This window comes from Oceanobacillus manasiensis (assembly GCF_000724085.1).
Classification (GTDB): Bacteria; Bacillota; Bacilli; order Bacillales; family Amphibacillaceae; genus Oceanobacillus_B; species Oceanobacillus_B manasiensis.
This window is the reverse complement of the sequence record NZ_CCDL010000002.1, coordinates 741,943-760,312: the sequence shown is the minus strand read 5'-3', so window position 1 is coordinate 760,312 and position 18,370 is coordinate 741,943. Positions and strand designations below refer to the sequence as shown.

The 18,370-nt window shown below is 37.0% G+C and carries 22 protein-coding genes; 17 read left to right on the top strand and 5 right to left on the bottom strand.

Translation table 11 applies throughout. The features are described from left to right. The first annotated feature begins 38 nt into the window (after positions 1-38). From coxB to BN985_RS13020, 6 genes are all read left to right on the top strand, one after another. Positions 39-1,091 carry a cytochrome c oxidase subunit II gene (gene coxB / locus BN985_RS13045; RefSeq protein WP_042223900.1) on the top strand — a complete coding sequence of 351 codons (1,053 nt, stop codon included), beginning with the start codon at positions 39-41 and terminating at the stop codon, positions 1,089-1,091. Between the two features lie 53 nt (positions 1,092-1,144). Next, positions 1,145-2,998 carry a cytochrome c oxidase subunit I gene (gene ctaD, locus BN985_RS13040; protein ID WP_042223899.1) on the top strand — a complete coding sequence of 618 codons (1,854 nt, stop codon included), beginning with the start codon at positions 1,145-1,147 and terminating at the stop codon, positions 2,996-2,998. A gap of 1 nt (position 2,999) precedes the next feature. Beyond that, positions 3,000-3,623: a cytochrome (ubi)quinol oxidase subunit III gene (locus BN985_RS13035; RefSeq protein ID WP_042223897.1), complete on the top strand. Its 624-nt coding sequence runs from the start codon at positions 3,000-3,002 to the stop codon at positions 3,621-3,623. A 3-nt stretch (positions 3,624-3,626) separates the two neighbouring features. Next, positions 3,627-3,953: a cytochrome c oxidase subunit IVB gene (ctaF, locus tag BN985_RS13030; protein WP_042223895.1), complete on the top strand. Its 327-nt coding sequence runs from the start codon at positions 3,627-3,629 to the stop codon at positions 3,951-3,953. Between the two features lie 210 nt (positions 3,954-4,163). Next, complete coding sequence (ctaG, locus tag BN985_RS13025; protein WP_042223893.1) at positions 4,164-5,066, top strand: cytochrome c oxidase assembly factor CtaG; 903 nt, start codon at positions 4,164-4,166, stop codon at positions 5,064-5,066. Between the two features lie 42 nt (positions 5,067-5,108). Beyond that, positions 5,109-5,564: a DUF420 domain-containing protein gene (locus BN985_RS13020; RefSeq protein WP_042223891.1), complete on the top strand. Its 456-nt coding sequence runs from the start codon at positions 5,109-5,111 to the stop codon at positions 5,562-5,564. A gap of 93 nt (positions 5,565-5,657) precedes the next feature. Here the strand turns inward: BN985_RS13020 and ytvI are convergent, their stop codons facing one another. Further along, positions 5,658-6,716, bottom strand: coding sequence for a sporulation integral membrane protein YtvI (gene ytvI, locus BN985_RS13015; protein WP_042223889.1), 1,059 nt, complete (start codon positions 6,714-6,716; stop codon positions 5,658-5,660). Positions 6,717-6,905: 189 nt separating this feature from the next. Further along, positions 6,906-7,271 (bottom strand): YugN family protein, encoded by a 366-nt coding sequence (locus tag BN985_RS13010; protein ID WP_042223888.1) that lies wholly within the window; start codon positions 7,269-7,271, stop codon positions 6,906-6,908. A gap of 211 nt (positions 7,272-7,482) precedes the next feature. Here BN985_RS13010 and BN985_RS13005 point away from each other — a divergent pair, with 211 nt between their 5' ends. From BN985_RS13005 to coaD, 7 genes are all read left to right on the top strand, one after another. Continuing rightward, positions 7,483-8,571 carry a CAP domain-containing protein gene (locus BN985_RS13005; protein WP_042223887.1) on the top strand — a complete coding sequence of 363 codons (1,089 nt, stop codon included), beginning with the start codon at positions 7,483-7,485 and terminating at the stop codon, positions 8,569-8,571. Positions 8,572-8,822: 251 nt separating this feature from the next. Continuing rightward, positions 8,823-9,227, top strand: a complete 405-nt coding sequence (ylbD, locus tag BN985_RS13000) for a YlbD family protein (RefSeq protein WP_232225587.1) — start codon at positions 8,823-8,825, stop codon at positions 9,225-9,227. Positions 9,228-9,237: 10 nt separating this feature from the next. Then, on the top strand, positions 9,238-9,471 hold the full coding sequence (locus BN985_RS12995; protein ID WP_042223885.1) for a YlbE-like family protein: 234 nt from the start codon (positions 9,238-9,240) through the stop codon (positions 9,469-9,471). A 53-nt stretch (positions 9,472-9,524) separates the two neighbouring features. Beyond that, positions 9,525-9,962 (top strand): YlbF family regulator, encoded by a 438-nt coding sequence (locus tag BN985_RS12990; RefSeq protein ID WP_042223883.1) that lies wholly within the window; start codon positions 9,525-9,527, stop codon positions 9,960-9,962. A gap of 47 nt (positions 9,963-10,009) precedes the next feature. Continuing rightward, on the top strand, positions 10,010-10,285 hold the full coding sequence (locus BN985_RS12985) for a YlbG family protein (RefSeq protein ID WP_042223881.1): 276 nt from the start codon (positions 10,010-10,012) through the stop codon (positions 10,283-10,285). Positions 10,286-10,690: 405 nt separating this feature from the next. Continuing rightward, positions 10,691-11,245 carry a 16S rRNA (guanine(966)-N(2))-methyltransferase RsmD gene (rsmD, locus tag BN985_RS12980; protein ID WP_042223879.1) on the top strand — a complete coding sequence of 185 codons (555 nt, stop codon included), beginning with the start codon at positions 10,691-10,693 and terminating at the stop codon, positions 11,243-11,245. Between the two features lie 24 nt (positions 11,246-11,269). Further along, entirely contained in the window at positions 11,270-11,743 is a 474-nt protein-coding gene (gene coaD, locus BN985_RS12975; protein WP_408634689.1) for a pantetheine-phosphate adenylyltransferase, read from the top strand. Between the two features lie 172 nt (positions 11,744-11,915). On the opposite strand, the gene ylbJ is transcribed toward coaD, so the two are convergent. Continuing rightward, complete coding sequence (ylbJ, locus tag BN985_RS12970; RefSeq protein WP_042223875.1) at positions 11,916-13,139, bottom strand: sporulation integral membrane protein YlbJ; 1,224 nt, start codon at positions 13,137-13,139, stop codon at positions 11,916-11,918. Positions 13,140-13,443: 304 nt separating this feature from the next. On the opposite strand from ylbJ, the gene BN985_RS12965 reads away from it, so the two are divergent. Further along, entirely contained in the window at positions 13,444-14,466 is a 1,023-nt protein-coding gene (locus BN985_RS12965) for a SepM family pheromone-processing serine protease (RefSeq protein ID WP_042223873.1), read from the top strand. Between the two features lie 191 nt (positions 14,467-14,657). On the opposite strand, the gene BN985_RS12960 is transcribed toward BN985_RS12965, so the two are convergent. Beyond that, entirely contained in the window at positions 14,658-15,935 is a 1,278-nt protein-coding gene (locus tag BN985_RS12960) for a nucleotidyltransferase (protein WP_332257494.1), read from the bottom strand. Positions 15,936-16,104: 169 nt separating this feature from the next. Between BN985_RS12960 and BN985_RS12955 the strand changes: the two genes are divergently transcribed. From BN985_RS12955 to BN985_RS12945, 3 genes are all read left to right on the top strand, one after another. Continuing rightward, entirely contained in the window at positions 16,105-16,626 is a 522-nt protein-coding gene (locus tag BN985_RS12955) for a YceD family protein (RefSeq protein ID WP_042223872.1), read from the top strand. Between the two features lie 46 nt (positions 16,627-16,672). Beyond that, positions 16,673-16,846 (top strand): 50S ribosomal protein L32, encoded by a 174-nt coding sequence (gene rpmF / locus BN985_RS12950; protein ID WP_036573267.1) that lies wholly within the window; start codon positions 16,673-16,675, stop codon positions 16,844-16,846. 286 nt (positions 16,847-17,132) lie between these two features. After that, complete coding sequence (locus BN985_RS12945) at positions 17,133-17,615, top strand: RsfA family transcriptional regulator (RefSeq protein WP_042223868.1); 483 nt, start codon at positions 17,133-17,135, stop codon at positions 17,613-17,615. A gap of 123 nt (positions 17,616-17,738) precedes the next feature. Here the strand turns inward: BN985_RS12945 and BN985_RS12940 are convergent, their stop codons facing one another. Then, positions 17,739-18,215 (bottom strand): N-acetyltransferase, encoded by a 477-nt coding sequence (locus tag BN985_RS12940; protein ID WP_042223867.1) that lies wholly within the window; start codon positions 18,213-18,215, stop codon positions 17,739-17,741. Between the last annotated feature and the right edge of the window lie 155 nt (positions 18,216-18,370).

Genomic DNA, 18,370 nt, shown 5'->3' with positions numbered 1-18,370 from the left:
TATAAGGAAACAACATGAGGAAAGAGAGGTATAAATAAATGATAGGTTGGATGGGAAAAAGAAAACCTTTATTTCTTTTCGGTATGCTGGCATTACTTCTTGCCGGATGTGGGAAAGAAAATCTGACGGCTTTTGAACCAAAAGGGTATGGCGCTGAGTCATCCATGAATCTAATTATTCTTTCTATAATTATCATGGCGTTTGTTTTTGCTATTGTATTACTCGTATATGTCATTACATTGGTTCGCTTCCGTAAAAAGAAGGGGCAGGAGGATTTTATTCCGAAACAAGTTGAAGGTAATAAAACACTAGAGACTGTTTGGACTGTAATCCCGATTATTCTAGTACTTATTCTAGCAGTGCCTACAGTTGCAGCAACGTTTGACCTTGCTGATAAATCAGAGGCACAAGATGGCATTAATGTAGAAGTAACTGGGAATCAATACTGGTGGCACTTTAATTATGAAGGTGATGAAGTGCAAACAAGTCAGGATTTATACATTCCAACAGGTGAAAGAGTTTATTTAAACATGATATCTTCAGATGTTATCCACTCACTGTGGGTTCCGAGTATTTCTGGGAAAATGGATGTCAACCCTGAGAATGTAAACACTATGTACTTACAAGCACACGAAGAAGGCGTTTACTGGGGGAAATGTGCTGAGTTATGTGGCCCATCTCACTCACTTATGGATTTCAAAGTTGTAGCAGTGAGCCCAGAGGAATACGAACAATGGATTTCTGATATGCAAAGTGTTGACCCTGAGGCTGAACCAGAAGATGCAGTAGCTCAAGATGGAAAAGCATTATTTGAGGAGAAAAGTTGTGTGGCTTGTCATGCTATTGGATCTTCTCCAAATGCAACCGGGCCTAACCTTACAAACTTCGGTGACCGTTCCAAAATTGCAGGGTATCTTGAGCCAACAGAAGAAAATCTAGTCGAATGGTTAATGGATCCTGAAGCAATTAAACCAGGAAATAAAATGACTGGTAATTACCCTGAGGTTTCAGAGGAAGAAGCAAAGCAGATTGCTAACTATTTATTGCAATTAAAGCCTTCAGATATTTCTCCTGAAAGCGCAGGGAACTAGAAGTAAAAACAAAACTAAAACGGGATGGAAGATGTTAAAGGGAGGTTTAAAATTTGAGTATTGCAGCTGCTCAGAAGAAAGGTTTTATGGCTGCCGTGTGGGATTATTTAACAACAGTCGACCATAAGAAAATAGCTAAGTTATATTTATTTGCTGGTGGTTTCTTTTTCCTACTAGGCGGACTCGAAGCTTTATTTATACGTATACAATTAATAAGCCCGGAAAATGATTTCCTTACTGCTGGCTTATACAATGAAATGATTACGATGCATGGAACAACAATGATATTTCTTGCAGCCATGCCATTATTACTAGGTTTAATGAACGCTATAATGCCTTTACAAATCGGGGCACGAGACGTTGCGTTTCCATTTTTGAACTCGTTAGGATTTTGGTTATTTTTGTTTGGTGGAGTCTTGCTAAACTGCAGTTGGTTTTTAGGCGGTGCGCCTGATGCTGGTTGGACTTCTTATGCACCTCTATCAATTCAATCACCTGGACATGGTGTAGATTTTTACATAATGGGTCTACAGATCTCGGGTGCCGGAACCTTAATAGGTGGAATTAACTTTCTGGTGACAATTGTTACCATGAGAGCGCCAGGGATGACTTACATGCGTATGCCACTATTTACATGGACTACATTTGTAACTAGTGTGTTAATTCTTTTTGCTTTCCCAGCTTTAACAGTAGGATTATTCCTATTAATGTTTGACCGTATGTTCGGTGCAGCATTTTTTGATGTTACATTGGGAGGAAATTCAGTCATTTGGCAACATTTATTTTGGATATTTGGACACCCTGAAGTATATATTCTGATATTACCTGCCTTTGGTATCTTCAGTGATATTATTTCGACTTTCTCTAAAAAACGGTTGTTTGGTTATACGGCAATGGTATTCGCAACAATACTAATCGCTTTCTTAGGATTTATGGTATGGGCACACCACATGTTTACAGTAGGTCTAGGGCCAGTAGCCAACGCGATATTCGCAATTGCTACAATGGCGATTGCAGTACCAACAGGTATTAAAATATTTAACTGGCTTGCTACAATGTGGGGTGGAAGTATTACCATCAACTCAGCAATGCTTTGGACGCTTGCATTCATTCCATCTTTTACAATTGGTGGTATGACTGGTGTAATGCTTGCCTCAGCAGTGGCTGACTATCAATATCATGACACCTACTTTGTTGTCGCACACTTTCACTATGTAATTGTTGGTGGGGTAGTATTCGGTATACTTGCAGGATTACATTATTGGTGGCCGAAGATGTTTGGCAGAATTTTAAATGAAACACTAGGTAAGATATCTTTCTGGTTGTTCTTTATCGGATTTCATTTAACTTTCTTTATCCAACATTTTCTAGGGCTTATGGGAATGCCGCGTCGTTATTGGGTATTCTTGGAAGACCAAGGACTAGATAATGGTAATCTAATTAGTACCATTGGTGCATTTCTAATGGGAATCGGTGGATTAATCTTTGTCATTAACATTATTTATACAAGTGTTAAAGGAGAAAAAGCTTCTGCTGATCCATGGGATGGTCGTTCCTTGGAGTGGGCAATTCCTTCTCCACCACCATTTTATAACTTTAAGCAAACACCACTTATTCGTGGGCTTGATCCATTATGGATTGAGAAAACAGAAGGAAAAGGTAAAATTACACCTGCAGAACCTCTAGGTGATATTCATATGCCGGACGCTTCTATTTTACCGTTCATTATGTCATTTGGATTTTTTGTAGCAGGGTTCGGGTTTATCTATCAAGTTGATCACAGTGGATGGCTGGCAGCAATATTTATAGGTATAGGCATAGCGCTGATCTGCATGCTAATTAGATCACTGAAAGATTACCACGGTTTCCATATTCACAAAGAAGACCTTGAAAGGGAGGCTGACTGATATGAGTCAAGATCATTCCTTGAATCCAGAAACAATGCCACAAGAACCGGAAAAGGCCACCCTGGAAGGCAAGAATAAATTTTTAGGCTTATGGTTTTTCCTTGGCGGAGAGACCGTCCTATTTGCCAGTTTGTTTGGTACCTATCTTGCTTTAAGAAATTCCACAGCAGGTGGCCCTGCATCAACAGATCTATTTGGCCTTGAACTTGTATTTGTAATGACAATGTTGTTGTTAACAAGTTCATTGACAAGTGTATATGCAATGTATCAAATGAAAAATAACAATTTCAAAAAAATGCAACTTTGGTTAGGAATAACAGCCTTGCTAGGTATGGCTTTCCTTGCTTGCGAAATATATGAGTTTTACCATTATATTCATGAGTACGAGTTTACTTTTCGCTCTTCTGCCTTTGGTTCTGCTTTTTACACATTAGTAGGATTTCACGGAGGCCACGTTGTCTTTGGGCTTAGCTGGCTGATTGCTCTGATGGTACGTAATGCGAAAAGAGGACTTAATTTATACAACGCGCCGAAATACTACACTTTTAGCTTATACTGGCACTTTATTGATGTTGTATGGGTGTTTATCTTTACAGTTGTATACTTAATGGGAAAGGTGGGTTAACCAATGGCTGATAACACCAATACCAATAAAGTAAATTCATACCACAAACAAAAGAGTAAGGATGAAATGAAAAAGCAGCTTATTTCCTTTGCGCTTATGATTGGGTTTACAATCATTGCTTTCGGTATCGTAGCTACAGATGTAATTGTGGACAAAATGTTCATCGTTCCAGTGCTACTTCTTCTAGCGGTAGTGCAGGTTGCATTCCAGTTTTATTATTTCATGCATATGAAGGATAAGGGACATGAGTTACCTTCAATGATGATTTATGGTGGAATATTTGCTGCTTTACTAACCATAGCTGCACTTAGTGTTATCGTATGGTGGTAATAAATATTTAGGCTGGGAGAAATCCCAGCCTTTTTTTTACTGTTTTTAAATGGTTAAGAAATAGACCGAAATAATCTTTCTTTTTCGTCAACACATTAAGTGCAATTTCGAAAAAATACTTTCGTTCTAAAATCGTCACATTATAAGCGTGTATCTTGCTAGAGAGTACGTTATAATGATAAAGATAATCTAACTTTGGAGTGGGTAATAATGTGGCTTGAACTTCAGATATTTGGCTTCCGGGCATTATGGAGCCCTTACTTTTTCCTCTTTGTATTAGGACTAGCTATTGCATACTTTTTAATAACAGGGCCTTTCCGCAGAAAGTTTGGTGGGGATGAGGAACCGACTAAAAAACAAAAAGTATTTGTCTATACTGCCTTTGCTCTATTATACATTGTGAAAGGATCACCGATTGACTTACTAACACATATTATGCTTTCTGCACATATGGCACAAATGGCTATTTATTACTTGGTGTTTCCTATATTGTTGATTAAAGGGATCCCAGCATGGATTTGGCGTAAGGTTGTTTATTTACCAGTTGTACGCCCAGTACTCAATTTGCTAACTAAACCGATAATTTCGTTATTATTATTTAATACGTTGTTTTCTGTTTATCACATGCCAATCATTTTTGATTTCGCTAAGTCTTCACAGATTGCACATACAACGATATCGATCGTTATTTTGGTTGCTGCATTTATCGTATGGTGGCCAATTTTATCTCCACTAAAAGAAACAAATACGATTAAACCTTTATTGAAAATTGGCTACATTTTTGCAAATAGTGTACTGATAACACCTGCATGTGTATTAATTATCTTTGCAGATCATACGTTATTTGATACATATTCGCAAGGTGGGGCTTGGATACAAGCAATGCAGCTTTGTGTCCCAGGAGATGTTCTTCAAGGGCTAAGTGGACAATTGTCTGGACCGCAGATGTTTTCTAATATGAGCCCACTGGAGGATCAACAATTGGGTGGTATCATCATGAAGATCATGCAAGAAATCACGTACGGTGTTATTTTAGCACGGATTTTTTATGGATGGTTTAACACGGAAAGTTTGAAGGTGGACCCAATTCCTGCTGAAACACACAACTATTAAGCTTTCGTTACATGAGTTCTAGATGGAAAGGAATTATCAATTATGCCTCTTTTACCAACAGTAAGTACTTTTTTCATCGTACTGAGTGCTATCTTGGTTGCATTCGGCTGGAGATTTATAGCAAAGGGAAAAGCTGCGACACATAAGAAAACGATGATTGCAGCTGCTATCAGTGCCTTGATATTCTTTATAATTTACGTATCGCGAACTGTTTTTGTTGGAAACACAAGCTTCGGTGGTCCAGAGGAGTTAGAAATTTATTATACATTGTTTCTTGTTTTTCATATAATTCTCGCGACCACAGGAGCTGTATTTGGCCTGGTAACATTAACACTTGCCTTTAAGCGGAATATAAAAAAACATAGAAAAATCGGCCCCGTTACTAGTATCATTTGGTTCTTCACAGCAATCACTGGGGTAATGGTTTATTTATTACTTTATATATTATATGATGGTGGCGGTACTACTAGCATGATAAAAGCCATACTAGGCTCTTAAGCCAAATATTTTTTAAAAGTATTATTTAGAAAGTAAAACATAAAAAAGTGAGCCGTTGTTTTTTAAAAGGGCTCACTTTTTGCTTTTCTTTTATTAAACTTTTATCTTCCATTTTATGATACCAGCCTCTTTGGCTGAGTTAAATGCTATAACAAGCAGTGGACCAAGTATAAAACCAAGGATACCCAGTAGCTTTAAGCCAATAAACATAGCAATTAATGTAGCTAAAGGCGAGAGACCAATGTGGCGTCCCATAACTTTCGGTTCAACTATTCGTCGTATCGCTAGCAGTATAATCGCCAATATTGATAATTGAATACCTGTAGAGACATCCCCTGCAAGTAGCATAATTAAAGCCCACGGCCCTAGTACTATAACGGAACCAATAATTGGTATAATATCAACTACCCAAATTATAAGTGACATTACAATCGCTACTTCAGGCACAATTAAAAATAGACCGATAAGGGACCCTGCAAGAATGAGTAAACTAACAAGGAATTGAGCTTTAAAAAAACCTAATATTACATGAGAAAGACGTTTATTCATAAATGATACTTTTTTAGCGGTCTGTGTCGTCATCAAATTATATGTTTTCGCTTTTAGGATTGGTAGCTCAAGCATAAATAAGAATAATGCAATTAGGTATACGAGAAAACTAATCAAATATTGTGGAACTTGTGCTACAATTTGAGCGATTCTATCTAAGGTGATCTTTTCTTTTGCAGTGGTGCTCAAATTGACTAGATTCTGCTCAATACTCTCAGAAACCTGATTAACAAATTCAGAAGGTAAATTATCAGTGTATTGTTCTAAATCAGCTTCCCAATCTTTATAAATCTCATTTAATTTATTTATATGGGAGGGCACGTCTTCAGCAAAATTTACAACTTGTGTTACTGTTTTCGTTACAATAAATGTTCCAGCTACACCTACTATTAGAAGAAAGAGCAAGAAGATGATTGTAACAGAAGCTTTTCTGCTAAGTCTTACTTTTTTTTGTAGTAAGCGAACCAAAGGGTTTAAAATAAGTGCTGTAATAAAAGCAACTACTAATGGGATAGAAATTGGCAATATAAAGATAATTGCCATCACCAACACTATTCCAAGAAGAATTAATGTCCAATGGTGCTTTTTAATATTTCGCAGCAACGGTATACGATAGCTCCTTTCAATACAGCTTTTTATGTATGGTTATTAAAAATATAGCATTAATTCGTTGTTTTGAACAGTTTAATTAAAGTAAATTATGTAATGTTATGGCTAGAAAATCCTAACATGGTTGTTTAGCATAGTTCCGTAAAAAACCAACTACAAATTAGTAGTTGGTTCGTTCATCTGTCAGTTTTTATAATGTTCCAATTCTTCTTTGACTTTCTTTACAATGCTTTGAGCACGTTCCACAAGGTTTTCTGGGAAGTTTTCATTCTCACCATATTCCACACCATGTGGATAGTAATGCTTTCCAAGTAGTGGAGTCATCATCTTGATTACGGCATTTCCACGATCTACATCACCTTCCGTGGCATAACCTTGAAGGCGGATATAGTATGTAACATTTTTTTCTTTGGAATCAATTCTGTAATCATAGGTGACACGGTCATAATCCCATTGGCCTGCACGAACAAAAGCATGTTTTGCAGTTAAGTGATCCAGCGGTTTTAAATCAATTAGTACGTCTTCAAATCCAGTGTTTTCGATTCTCAATTTCGTTCACCTCACATATTTGTCCTCATTAAACTATAATAGTATGAATCGGACCAAGTTGCAAGGGATGTTGATTACAATGGTTTCGTTTTCAATAAGTAGGTTTATAAATAGATTTTTTTATGTGGAACGTGTTAAATAATAGAGAAAGAAGAATGGTTTCTACTTCTCGTTCATATAGATAGATATATACAAGTTAGGAGGATTTGCTATGCGCTATATTCGTATCATTTTAGCACTTTTACTTTTTACTATGATTGGATTCTACTTACTTGAACAATCTGATAGATCAACAAAATCGAGTATAAATGAATTAGATAACATTTTTATAAAAGGTAGAGAAAGTTTACTAAAATCCAAAGTCGTCCCTGAAATGCCAGTGCTTACTAATGGTGGTGAATTGTTTGAATGGATTGGAAAGAGTTCAGAAGAGTTAGTAGAACAGCTTGGCGATCCTATAAGAAAAGATAAAAGTGCATACCATTATACCTGGTGGGTTTATTCAAATGATGGGAATCAATATCTTCAATTTGGAATACAAGAGGATGAAATTCAAACCATTTTTGCTACAGGTGAAAGAAATGATATGGCTCCCATTGAAATTGGCCAATCGCGCCAAGCTGTTCAGGATGCGTTAGCCACTATAAAAACGGACTTTCAATATGAAAAAGAAGTTGCATATGAAGCAGGTGTTTCCTCATATCGTTTTCAACTGTCTGAGGAAGATTTTAATAAGCGCCCACTTATCAAGCTAACCGATAATCTATTTCTGCAAACTTATTTTGATACCTTTACTAATCAATTATCTTCCGTAAGAATTATGACAGGTGATGTTTTATTACGACATCGTCCATATGGCTTAGAATATCGAGGTAATATTCCTGAGGATCCCTCTTTTTCTGATGAGGAATGGGAAGAAATAGAAGCGGGAATGGAGAAGCAGATTTATGATATGACAAATGTTATTCGGAGAAATCATGAGCGTTCGACTCTAAAAGAAGAAAATTCGGTCTCATTAGTGGCTTTTAAACATAGTAAGGATATGGAAGAAAACAACTATTTCTCTCACTATAGTCAGGACGGTTCAGGATTAAAAGAAAGACTAGCATTAGAAGATGTTTATTACTCATCAGCAGGAGAAAATATTGCTGCGCAATATACGGATGCTCCGGCAGCAATGGAAGGCTGGTTGAATAGTGAGGGTCACAGGGAAGCCTTATTAAACGAATCTTATACCCATCTTGGTGTGGGGGTCTACCGATTATATTATACTCAAAACTTCTTGCAACGACCAGAATAACAAGCATATAACATAGTTCCTGGCTCATATGCCGAACAATCAATCAAGAGATTAGACTCTTGTTGGTTGTTTGGCATTTCTGTTTTATTTATTTAGCATAGCATACTCTTATGCCTTTATTAATGTGATGCTTGATTAAACTTCTGTATATCTCATACTCAGGTTCAATTTCTTTTTAATTTCGCCTTCACAGTATCATTTTAAAGGCATAAATTATAGTACTGATGACTATATTGCTGGAGGTGAATAGGTTGAGCCATAAATTACACCCCTCTGTGGTTGAATTCAAAACATTTATTAACAAGCACCCAGCGCTGATCAAGAAAATTAGGAAGAGTGGGAGGTCTTGGCAGGAATACTATGAACAATGGGCCCTGCTTGGAGAAGATGATTCAGTCTGGGATGAATATAAAGAGGTAGACACGGGGGAACAAGCAGACCAAAAAGAGAGTCAAGGGTCAGTAGAGAAAAATAAAGAGCTTTTTTCCAACCTAATAAAAATGACGGAGAATATGGATTTAAACAAAGTGCAAAAACAAATTGACTCATTTAACAATACGATTTCTGTTATTCAAGAATTGTTAGGTCAGTTTAAACAATCTGAGACCTCATCTGAAACTGCAACGAAGAATGGATTAGGCTGGTTTAAAGATTAAGGAGGATAAAATGGAAAAGTCATGTCTTCTATACCTTGAAGAGAATCCGCAGATTGCTCGCTTTGTTCGATATAATCCCGAATGGTATAGATACCTCTCTAGAGAGCCATCCAGAATAAGTGAATTGCCAAAAGAAGCAAAGGTTTATTATGGCAAGACAATACCACAAAGGGTGGAGAGGTTTAGCAATCAGATGAATATGGTAGGTATGATGCTACAATTTGCAGGAGCTATGAAGGATTAATATATTTTCATAATGGAAATATAATGATAGAATGGGGGTGGAGGTGCTTAGGCATGATTGCTACTTTAGAATATGTTGATATTCTTGATCGATCAGAGTTGTTAGGGAAAATGGTAATTGAATCCGACGTTATGGAAGCATACAATCACTCCCTGCAGGAATTAAATGAAGATAAGGAAGCACAAAGGCTTATTAAGGCCTTTAAAGATATAAAAGTACATTATGAGGATGTACAACGATTTGGAAGATATCATCCTGATTATAATGATATTATGAAAAGTGTTCGTTCTGTTAAACGTGAGATGGACATGAATGAAAAGGTTGCTTCGTTTAAAATAGCAGAACGTAATCTTCAGAAAATGCTAGACGATATTAGTGGGCATGTGGCACTAAGCGTAAGTGAGCAAATTAAGGCTCCTAAAGAAGGAGGGGCTTTAACTGATAGTGGCTGTGGCTGCGGAAGTGGTGGCGGTTGTGGCTGTGCATCTTAATCAGGTGAACCCTTTTTAGAAAAAATAAAGATGGTGAGGAATTAGCTATGCGAACGATGCGCCAGGGTATTATTGTTTGGTTCCAGCATATGAAAAATTTAAAGCATATTAAACGTTATGGACATTTTCTATATGCTTCTAAGCGTCTAAAATATGCTGTGCTTTATGTGAACCAAGAGGAACTAGAAAAGGTAGAACATAAACTCAATAAATTATCTTATGTATCTAAGGTAGAGAGGTCTTATAAACCTTTTGTTGAGACGAATTATGAAAATGCAAAGCCTGATAAGGCAAAACAGTATGACTATAAGATGGGCATCTAAAGACTCGTCACCGAATAGCCAGTAAATTTGCTGAATAACTTTAAAACAAAGTTATTCAGTTTTTTTGTATACATTATAACTTTCCAGTAGATAAATCAAAGACTAAAAAATAAAAAAACCTGCAAACAAATGTCTGCAGGTCCCTTTGTTGCTTCCAAATAGAAAACAAAAAGGCAAAGGGAGAGGAGAAACCGGAGGAAGAACTTATGGGGAAGTGTAAGTCTTCTCCGTGTTTTGAAACAACCAAACTAACCATTAGCTGTCTCAATATGCTATTATGGTCAAGTAAACAGAATATATACATGCACGTAGCTGTTTTTATTTTTAATTCATAAACGTTCTATTTTCCTAAAGCATTATATGTGGTAGGATTAATTTCGAGAACTGCTGGACAGAGGTGGAAAAATGCGCGTAATAGCAGGATTACATAAAGGAAGACAATTAAAAGCTGTACCTGGAAAATCAACCAGGCCGACTACAGATAAAGTAAAGGAAGCAATCTTTCAAAGGATGGGGCCTTTTTTTGACGGCGGGTCTGTACTGGATTTGTTTGCAGGGAGTGGTTCACTCGGCATAGAAGCTCTTAGCAGAGGGATGGATTTTGGAATATTTGTTGATAAGCATCCTAAAGCAATACATACTATTGGCGAGAATCTTCGTCTGTTAAAATTAGAGGACTGTACAGAGGTATATAGAGCAGAAGCTTCTCGGGCTCTACAAGCAACTGCGAAAAGAGAGTTGAAATTTAACCTGCTCTTACTTGACCCGCCTTATGGTAAGTTCGATTATGAACAAATACTTCGTGATAGTTTAAAGCTAGACATATTAAATCAGTCTGCTATTATTTATTGCGAGCATGACCCTGCTGAAAGCATTGCTTTTGATCACGAACAATTTACTTTATTAAAACAGGATAACTACGGTGGAACAATTGGAATAACTATTTTACAAAAGAGTTAGAAGGGAGTACTTACTGTGACCAGAATGGCTGTTTGTCCAGGGAGCTTTGATCCTTTAACCCTAGGGCATTTAGATATTATCCAACGCGCTGCAAAAGTTTTTGATCACATCATTGTGGCAGTATTTAATAATCAATCAAAAGCTCCATTATTCAGTGTGGAGGAAAGGATTGAGTTAATAGAAAAATCTACAAAACATATTCCGAATGTTACAGTAGATCACTCCCATGGTCTGTTAATGGATTATGCTCGGGAAAAGAACGCCCAAGCAGTTATTCGCGGACTTCGGGCAGTGAGTGATTTTGAGTATGAAATGCAAATAACTTCCATGAATAGAAAGCTTGTCGAGGATATTGAGACCTTTTTCATCATGACAAATAATCAATATTCATTTCTGAGCTCAAGTATTGTTAAGGAAGTTGCTAAATATAAAGCAAATGTGTCTGATCTTGTACCGAAGCCTGTTGAAGAAGCGCTTAACAAAAAATATCGTAGCTAAGAAGTAACTTTATTAAAAAATAGAGTAATAAAAAGATGATCCTACTAATGTGGGATCATTTTTTTCTAAGTAAAAGAATAAATTTGTCACTACGTGAGCCCGAAAGATCTAAGTCATGTCAACGTTGACCTAGGCCGGGTTGTACATAGTCGGCGTTTACCGTTTCAGCGCTCTATGCTTTTGTTTTAATGGTTTTGCGATATAGTAAGAAAACGGCTAAGGAAAGGAAGAATAGTGTGATGACAGGTCCAATGCTTTGCATCGTGGACATAATTGCAATCCATATGCTCTCTCCGTTCTGGTTAAAAACAGGTATATCATTAAGTTCAAAGGTTTGTTTATTTAAATAGAGAGGGATGTATAAAATAACCGTAAGAATGCTGGCGAGTGCACCATGTAAAAAGCGAGCAAGAAAATAAGGTTTAAAACGTATATCTGTTCCAGCTAGAATACTAGCGACCTGTGCTTGCACTGAAAGACCATTAAAACCCATGATAAAGCTTACAAGGACAGCCTGTGGAAGGACGGTTTCTGTTACTTTCTGGGAGATCATTTGGGCGCCAATCGTAATTTCAAATAGCCCTGAAAATAAAGGCAGTGCCATTTCAATGGGGATAGAAAAGATTGATAAAATAAACTGGAACACGTTAGCAATGAGCGGCGAAACGCCAATTAAGAAAAATAACTTCGTTAAAACAGAAAAAAGGATAATGAAACCACCAACCATTACAAGTGTCTTAATCGAGTTTATGACAGCATCTCCCAAAATTTGTCCCAGTGCTCTGTCATCACTCGTTCTCATCTCATGCATTTCAATAAAAGCTCTTTTTATAGAAAAACTTCTCTCTTTTTTTAAAGGGATTTTAGTGTTTTTCCTTTCTTCTGCTCTTCCGTAAAAACGCATGCAAAGGCCTACGAGTGCATTACTCCCATAATGACAGACAGCAAGCAAAACACCTAGTTTTGCATCATGAAAAAATCCGATAGAAACAGCTCCAATAATAAACAAAGGGCTTGAAGCGTTAGTGAAAGAAACAAGGCGTTCTGCTTCCACTCTTGTAATTTGTTTTTCTTCACGCAGACGTGCTGCGATTTTTGCCCCTGTTGGATAGCCGCTTGCCATTCCCATCACCCATCCGAAACTCCCTACGCCAGGTACATTAAATAATGGTCGCATAATAGGCTCAAATAGGACGCCAATAAAACGAACCACTCCGAAACCAATTAACAATTCAGAAGTGATAAAAAAGGGAAGTAAGGAGGGGAAAACTACTTCCCACCATATATTTAATCCTCGTATACTTGCCTCAAAGGAGTCATTAGGAAAAGCTATAAGTGAGAATGCAACAAAGGTAGTTAAACTGGCTAAGACAATTGTTTTAACTAATTGTTTCAATATATAAAGCCCCCTATATGTGATAAACCTTGCTCTGTACTTATTTTTCCGATAGTAGTAGAATAATGCTATCCTCTTTAATAAGTTGAAGGATGAATGGTTTGTACAAGCTTATATCAATATACGCACATACATAGGCTTTTTATGCCATACACTTTTTTTAGTACAACACCTATATTTCTTTTGCTAGAAAAAACAACCATTATATTGATTCAGCGCATGGATATTACGCGTTCTTTAAAGAGAAATCTTGTTTTAATGATGTTTTTTTCAGGCAGCGGAGGGAACTGGAAGGAGTCTTATTATGAAATTTACAAAAAAGCAGGTAGTAGCCCTTGTGATCGTTGTTATACTTGCGTACTTTCTAGCTGCGTTTAAGCTACCATATTATATTTATAAACCAGGTGGCGCTGATGCTCTTAATCCAATTGTGTCTGTTGAAAATGGCTATCAAAGTACAGGAGACATGCATCTTGTGACGGTAAGTGGAGGACAAGCTACTCCAATTCAGTTTGTCTGGGCGAAGCTACTTCCCCACCACCAGATTCTTCCACTAGAAGAAGTTCGACCTGAAGGAATCTCGGATGATGAGTATATGCATGCACAGCTACAAATGATGGAAAATTCTCAGGAAGCGTCCACCGTAGTGGCATACGAAGCTGCGGACAAGGATATAACAATTGACTATAATGGTGTGTTTGTTGTGTCGGTAGTGGAAGGGATGCCTGCAGATGGAAAATTGAAAATGGGGGACCGAATTATCGGAATTGATGGGGTAAATGTTAAAGAGGCGGACGATCTAATTAAGTACGTTGAAAGTAAAAACGCAAATGATACGATAGAAGTGGAATTTGTACGCGACGAGAGTACGCGGTTTGAAGAATTACAGTTAAAAACATTTGAAGGTGCTGAAAATAAAATCGGTATTGGCATTCAATTAGTAACAGATCGTAGTGTGACTGTTGACCCGTCAGTAGAGTTTTCAAGTGGGAGTATTGGCGGACCAAGTGCTGGTTTAATGTTTTCCCTGGAAATTTACGATCAACTGACAGAGGATGATATAACAAAAGGGTTTGAAATTGCGGGAACTGGTGAGATTGATTATGACGGAACGGTTTACCGAATCGGTGGTATTGATAAGAAGGTAGTTGCTGCAGATAAGGAAGGGGTGGACATTTTCTTTGCACCTAACGAAAATGGTAAAGAGAACTCCAATTATCAAGTAGCAGCCAAAACTGCAGAGGAAATTGGAACTGAAATGAAAGTTGTACCTATTGAAACATTTCAAGACGCAATTGAGTATCTCGAGCAGCTTGATTTAAAGTAGATATTATAATGGAATGATAAGATATTAAGGTAAGGCCAGACAACAATACGGATTCTTAGGAAAAAATTCGTATTGTTGTCTGGCCATTTTTTATATCGTACATAAGTTTGAAGACGCTATGAGCAAAAGTTTTAACTTGTATACTTTTTATTGTTTGCAAGTAGAGAAGGGGAGATACCTTCTTTGCGTCTTTATTTGCGAATAAGGATTGGTGACATTAACTCCTGCTTTTTCAATTTTTGTCTACGAGTTGGAGAAAGGACACTATAATATGCATCACTTGCTCGTTCTTCTAATTGAAGTAATGGGTTGTCCTTTTTTGATAGTTTAGAAACGAGCGGGACATTTAGCTGTTTCTTTACTTCATTAAGGTAAGTTTGGCCCTTTTCATTCAAACCTAGTAAACGAACATGAGGTACATTACTGTTACTAGTTAAAATAGCAATATCATCTTTCTTTACATTTGCCAAAATAAAGACAAATACACGTTGAAGTCTCGTCCAGGTATAGCGCTTAGTTTTAATTGCTTCTACCCATTCATGAAATGAGCGTGCCTGAATTGCGGTTTTTTTTATTCGATGTTCTAGTCCTTCTTCGATGCCATGAATGTTGGCAAGTTCATTTAGGCTCATGGTCATAACACGATAGTGAAGAAGCTCAAAGTATTGTTCCCATGTGTGCCAAAGTCCAGCCTTACTTTTGTAGTCGTGTAATTGATTATACGTACTAGTGGGAATTGCTTGAATTGCTTCATCCGTAAGGCCTCCATGGGAATGGATAGCTTTTCTGATACTAGTTGCACTTGCAATAGAACCAGCTATAGTCTCGTCATGATAACCGCTGTTTGATCGCTTAATGGTGAATGGTTCTATATTATAATCATTTTCCAGAATTGTTTTTACATAACTGTAGCCAAGAATATTATTTGGCTTAGTTAAGTCAATACGTTCATGTGAAAGACCGATCTGGTGATAAGCTTGCCTGCTAGCTTCAGGAAAAGAAAGTCCTTTAGCCAATTCTACTTTTAGCGTTTTACGGTATGGTTCCTCTCTTCCCTTTAAAAACTCATAACTGTTTGTAAAATCGGTCGTATTTCCTGATTCACTTCCAAAACAAATACTTGTAACACCGATCTCATGCAATGTATGAATCGATCCCTTTGCAAAGAGGTCACTACTTTGCACAGCATAAGCAAAGGGGAGTTCTAATACGATATCTATTCCTGATGAAAGTGCTGCTTTAGTACGAGCAAATTTGTCCATTATGGCAGGTTCTCCCCTCTGTAGGAAGTTGCCACTCATTACAGCAATCATACAGTCAGCATTAGATACTTTACGAGCCTCATTAATATGGTAAGCATGTCCATTATGAAAAGGATTATATTCTACAATTAAGCCACAAGCTTGCATTATAACAACCCCTGTATATAAGATGGTAATTATTGTATCAAAAAAAGCCGAATTACGCACGATTAGCCCCCATTATGAAAGGGAATAATGTCAAGTATAGTATGATGCAATTCTTTATTTAAAATAGGTAATGAATAAGATATGTTATCATGGGATTGTGTAAAGAAAATATGTTGACAAAAGTCTATTTTTCTTTTAAAATAACTCTTGTTGCCTAGAGGTGATTACAATGAAATTAACATTGGCGCAAATTAGAAAAAGTGCTTATAGTGAACCTTTTGCTTTTGATGAAATGGTGAACGTTTCCGAACTGGAAGAGATGAACAATGATATTAGAAAAATCGACCGGGTCCGAGTTCAGGGCCAATGCTTCTTGCAGGGTGAACAAATTATTGTTTCATTTAAAATAAGCGGAAAGATGATTTTGCCATGTGCACGTACATTAGTGGATGTCGATTATCCCTTTGATATCAAAGTGGATGAGTTGTTCACAACATCTTCTTACTATGATGAAGAGGAAGAAATTCATCCAATTGACGGGGAGGTACTTGACTTAACTCCCTATATAAAGGAGAATATTCTGTTAGAGGTTCCTTTTCGGGTTTTTGCTGAGGATACAAGTGGTCAAGATGCCGCACCTGCTTCTGGTGCAGGATGGGAGCTTGTTTCTGAGAAACCAGTAGAAGAGACGATCGACCCACGTTTCAAAAAACTAGAGTCATTATTTGAAGATAAAAAGGAAGACAAGTAAGATTACTGTTCTGAACTGTTTTCTTTTTATGAAGGAGGTGTAAGTCATGGCAGTACCTAAAAGAAGAACGTCTAAAAAAGTTAAAAACCAACGTCGTACTCATAAGAAATTACACGTACCTGGCATGGTAGAATGTTCAAATTGTGGAGAGTTAACTAAGCCTCACCACGTTTGTAAAGCATGCGGGCAATATGATGGTAAAGAAGTAGTAAGCAGCTAATAAATAGTATGCTTAAAACAGGGCACAGAATGTGTCCTGTTTTTTTTATGCATAAGTTTCATCACTAAGCCTCACACCAGTGTAATAGGGATGCTAGAATACAGAAAATATTAAGATATTTCTAGATATAAAGTGGTGGGTAGTCCAGGTTTTGTTGTGTAACGAAATAAAGATTCGATTACATGGACTAGATTAAAAAGAAAAAAAGAGGCTCAAAAGGCAATATCATATTCTATCACTCCTATTTTTTGCATACATTGATAGCAAACGTATAAGGAGGGATGGTATGAATGCGACAAGGCAGGATGCATGGACGCAGGATGAAGATGTTATTTTAGCTGAAACAGTACTTCGACATATAAGGGAAGGGAAAACACAGTTAGAGGCTTTTAAGGAAGTTGCAAAACAACTCTCGAGGACATCGGCCGCATGTGGTTTTAGATGGAACGCCACCATTCGAAAACATTATCAAGACGCTATTCAATATGCCAAGGAAGAAAGAAAACAAGGGGATAAAAAACAATCCTGGGCCCACTCTGAGGGCAGCAACACAGAACGTGATACAATTGAGACGGCAATTTCTTTACTAGAGAAGATGAGAACTGGATATATAGAAGAGGTATCAAGTAACAAAGTTGAGCAGGAAAAGCTCATGGAACGTCTGCAGCAGGAAAATGAGCAGCTTCGCCAACGATTGTTAAGGTATGATAATGCTTGGAAGGAAATGGGGAAACTTTGGGATTGGGTGAAGACAGGGTCGTCTAACTAGAATGTCTTCAAAAAGCGAACTATCTATCAGTCTTATTCACAAAGCAATTATAATATTAACCATAAAGAAGACATGAATGGTATACACATTCATGTCTTTTTGAAATGTTATAATAAAATCTATTTACTTCGATTCTTGTTCTTTCACACCTTCTGGCATCCAGATGAGCGGGTTTTCTCCCAAGTCCCGCTCCATATCATATTGTGCTTTTTGAAACCCCATTTTTTCCCAAAATCCATGTGAATTAATTCTTGGGTTCGTCTTAATTGGCAGGTTGTAGCTTTTGGCAAATTCTACTAAATCCTTCCCAAAGCCTTTACCTTGATAATCTGGCAATACTTCCAACTTCCACAGGGTTAGATAGTCCTGTGGTGGTTCGAAGTAAGCGTCATATTTCTTTGATACTTTATAAAGGCTCATTCTCGCGACGAGATTATCTCCAATATAAATTCCATAGAAAGGAGAGTCATTATAATTTTCCACCATTTTGTTTTCTAAGTCTTCAAGCATAGAAAGTTCTTGGTTCCCGTATTCTTTAAAATACTTAAATTTTTCAAGTGTCTTATAATTAATTAATAAATTCTCTACAGTTTGTTTCATTCCAAAACATCCCCTTTTGTCATGTTCTCTCTAGACTTACCCAACATTTCATGTGATTACACTAATGTAATCGTTTACCATATTGGTTTTGCTGTTTAGCAACTTTGGTAAAAGAGCTTTTTATTAGATGGTGAAGGTTATGATATATTTATATT

Bases quoted from the DNA above. Each gene is read 5' to 3' on its own strand.
- coxB (WP_042223900.1), top strand. From the start codon at position 39: ATGATAGGTTGGATGGGAAAAAGAAAACCTTTATTTCTTTTCGGTATG.
- rsmD (WP_042223879.1), top strand. From the start codon at position 10,691: ATGCGCGTAATAGCAGGATTACATAAAGGAAGACAATTAAAAGCTGTA.
- BN985_RS12955 (WP_042223872.1), top strand. From the start codon at position 16,105: ATGAAATTAACATTGGCGCAAATTAGAAAAAGTGCTTATAGTGAACCT.
- ctaG (WP_042223893.1), top strand. From the start codon at position 4,164: ATGTGGCTTGAACTTCAGATATTTGGCTTCCGGGCATTATGGAGCCCT.
- BN985_RS13020 (WP_042223891.1), top strand. From the start codon at position 5,109: ATGCCTCTTTTACCAACAGTAAGTACTTTTTTCATCGTACTGAGTGCT.
- BN985_RS12990 (WP_042223883.1), top strand. From the start codon at position 9,525: ATGATTGCTACTTTAGAATATGTTGATATTCTTGATCGATCAGAGTTG.
- rpmF (WP_036573267.1), top strand. From the start codon at position 16,673: ATGGCAGTACCTAAAAGAAGAACGTCTAAAAAAGTTAAAAACCAACGT.
- BN985_RS13035 (WP_042223897.1), top strand. From the start codon at position 3,000: ATGAGTCAAGATCATTCCTTGAATCCAGAAACAATGCCACAAGAACCG.
- BN985_RS12985 (WP_042223881.1), top strand. From the start codon at position 10,010: ATGCGAACGATGCGCCAGGGTATTATTGTTTGGTTCCAGCATATGAAA.
- ctaF (WP_042223895.1), top strand. From the start codon at position 3,627: ATGGCTGATAACACCAATACCAATAAAGTAAATTCATACCACAAACAA.
- BN985_RS12995 (WP_042223885.1), top strand. From the start codon at position 9,238: ATGGAAAAGTCATGTCTTCTATACCTTGAAGAGAATCCGCAGATTGCT.
- BN985_RS13005 (WP_042223887.1), top strand. From the start codon at position 7,483: ATGCGCTATATTCGTATCATTTTAGCACTTTTACTTTTTACTATGATT.
- coaD (WP_408634689.1), top strand. From the start codon at position 11,270: ATGGCTGTTTGTCCAGGGAGCTTTGATCCTTTAACCCTAGGGCATTTA.
- BN985_RS12940 (WP_042223867.1), bottom strand. From the start codon at position 18,215: ATGAAACAAACTGTAGAGAATTTATTAATTAATTATAAGACACTTGAA.
- BN985_RS12965 (WP_042223873.1), top strand. From the start codon at position 13,444: ATGAAATTTACAAAAAAGCAGGTAGTAGCCCTTGTGATCGTTGTTATA.
- BN985_RS12945 (WP_042223868.1), top strand. From the start codon at position 17,133: ATGAATGCGACAAGGCAGGATGCATGGACGCAGGATGAAGATGTTATT.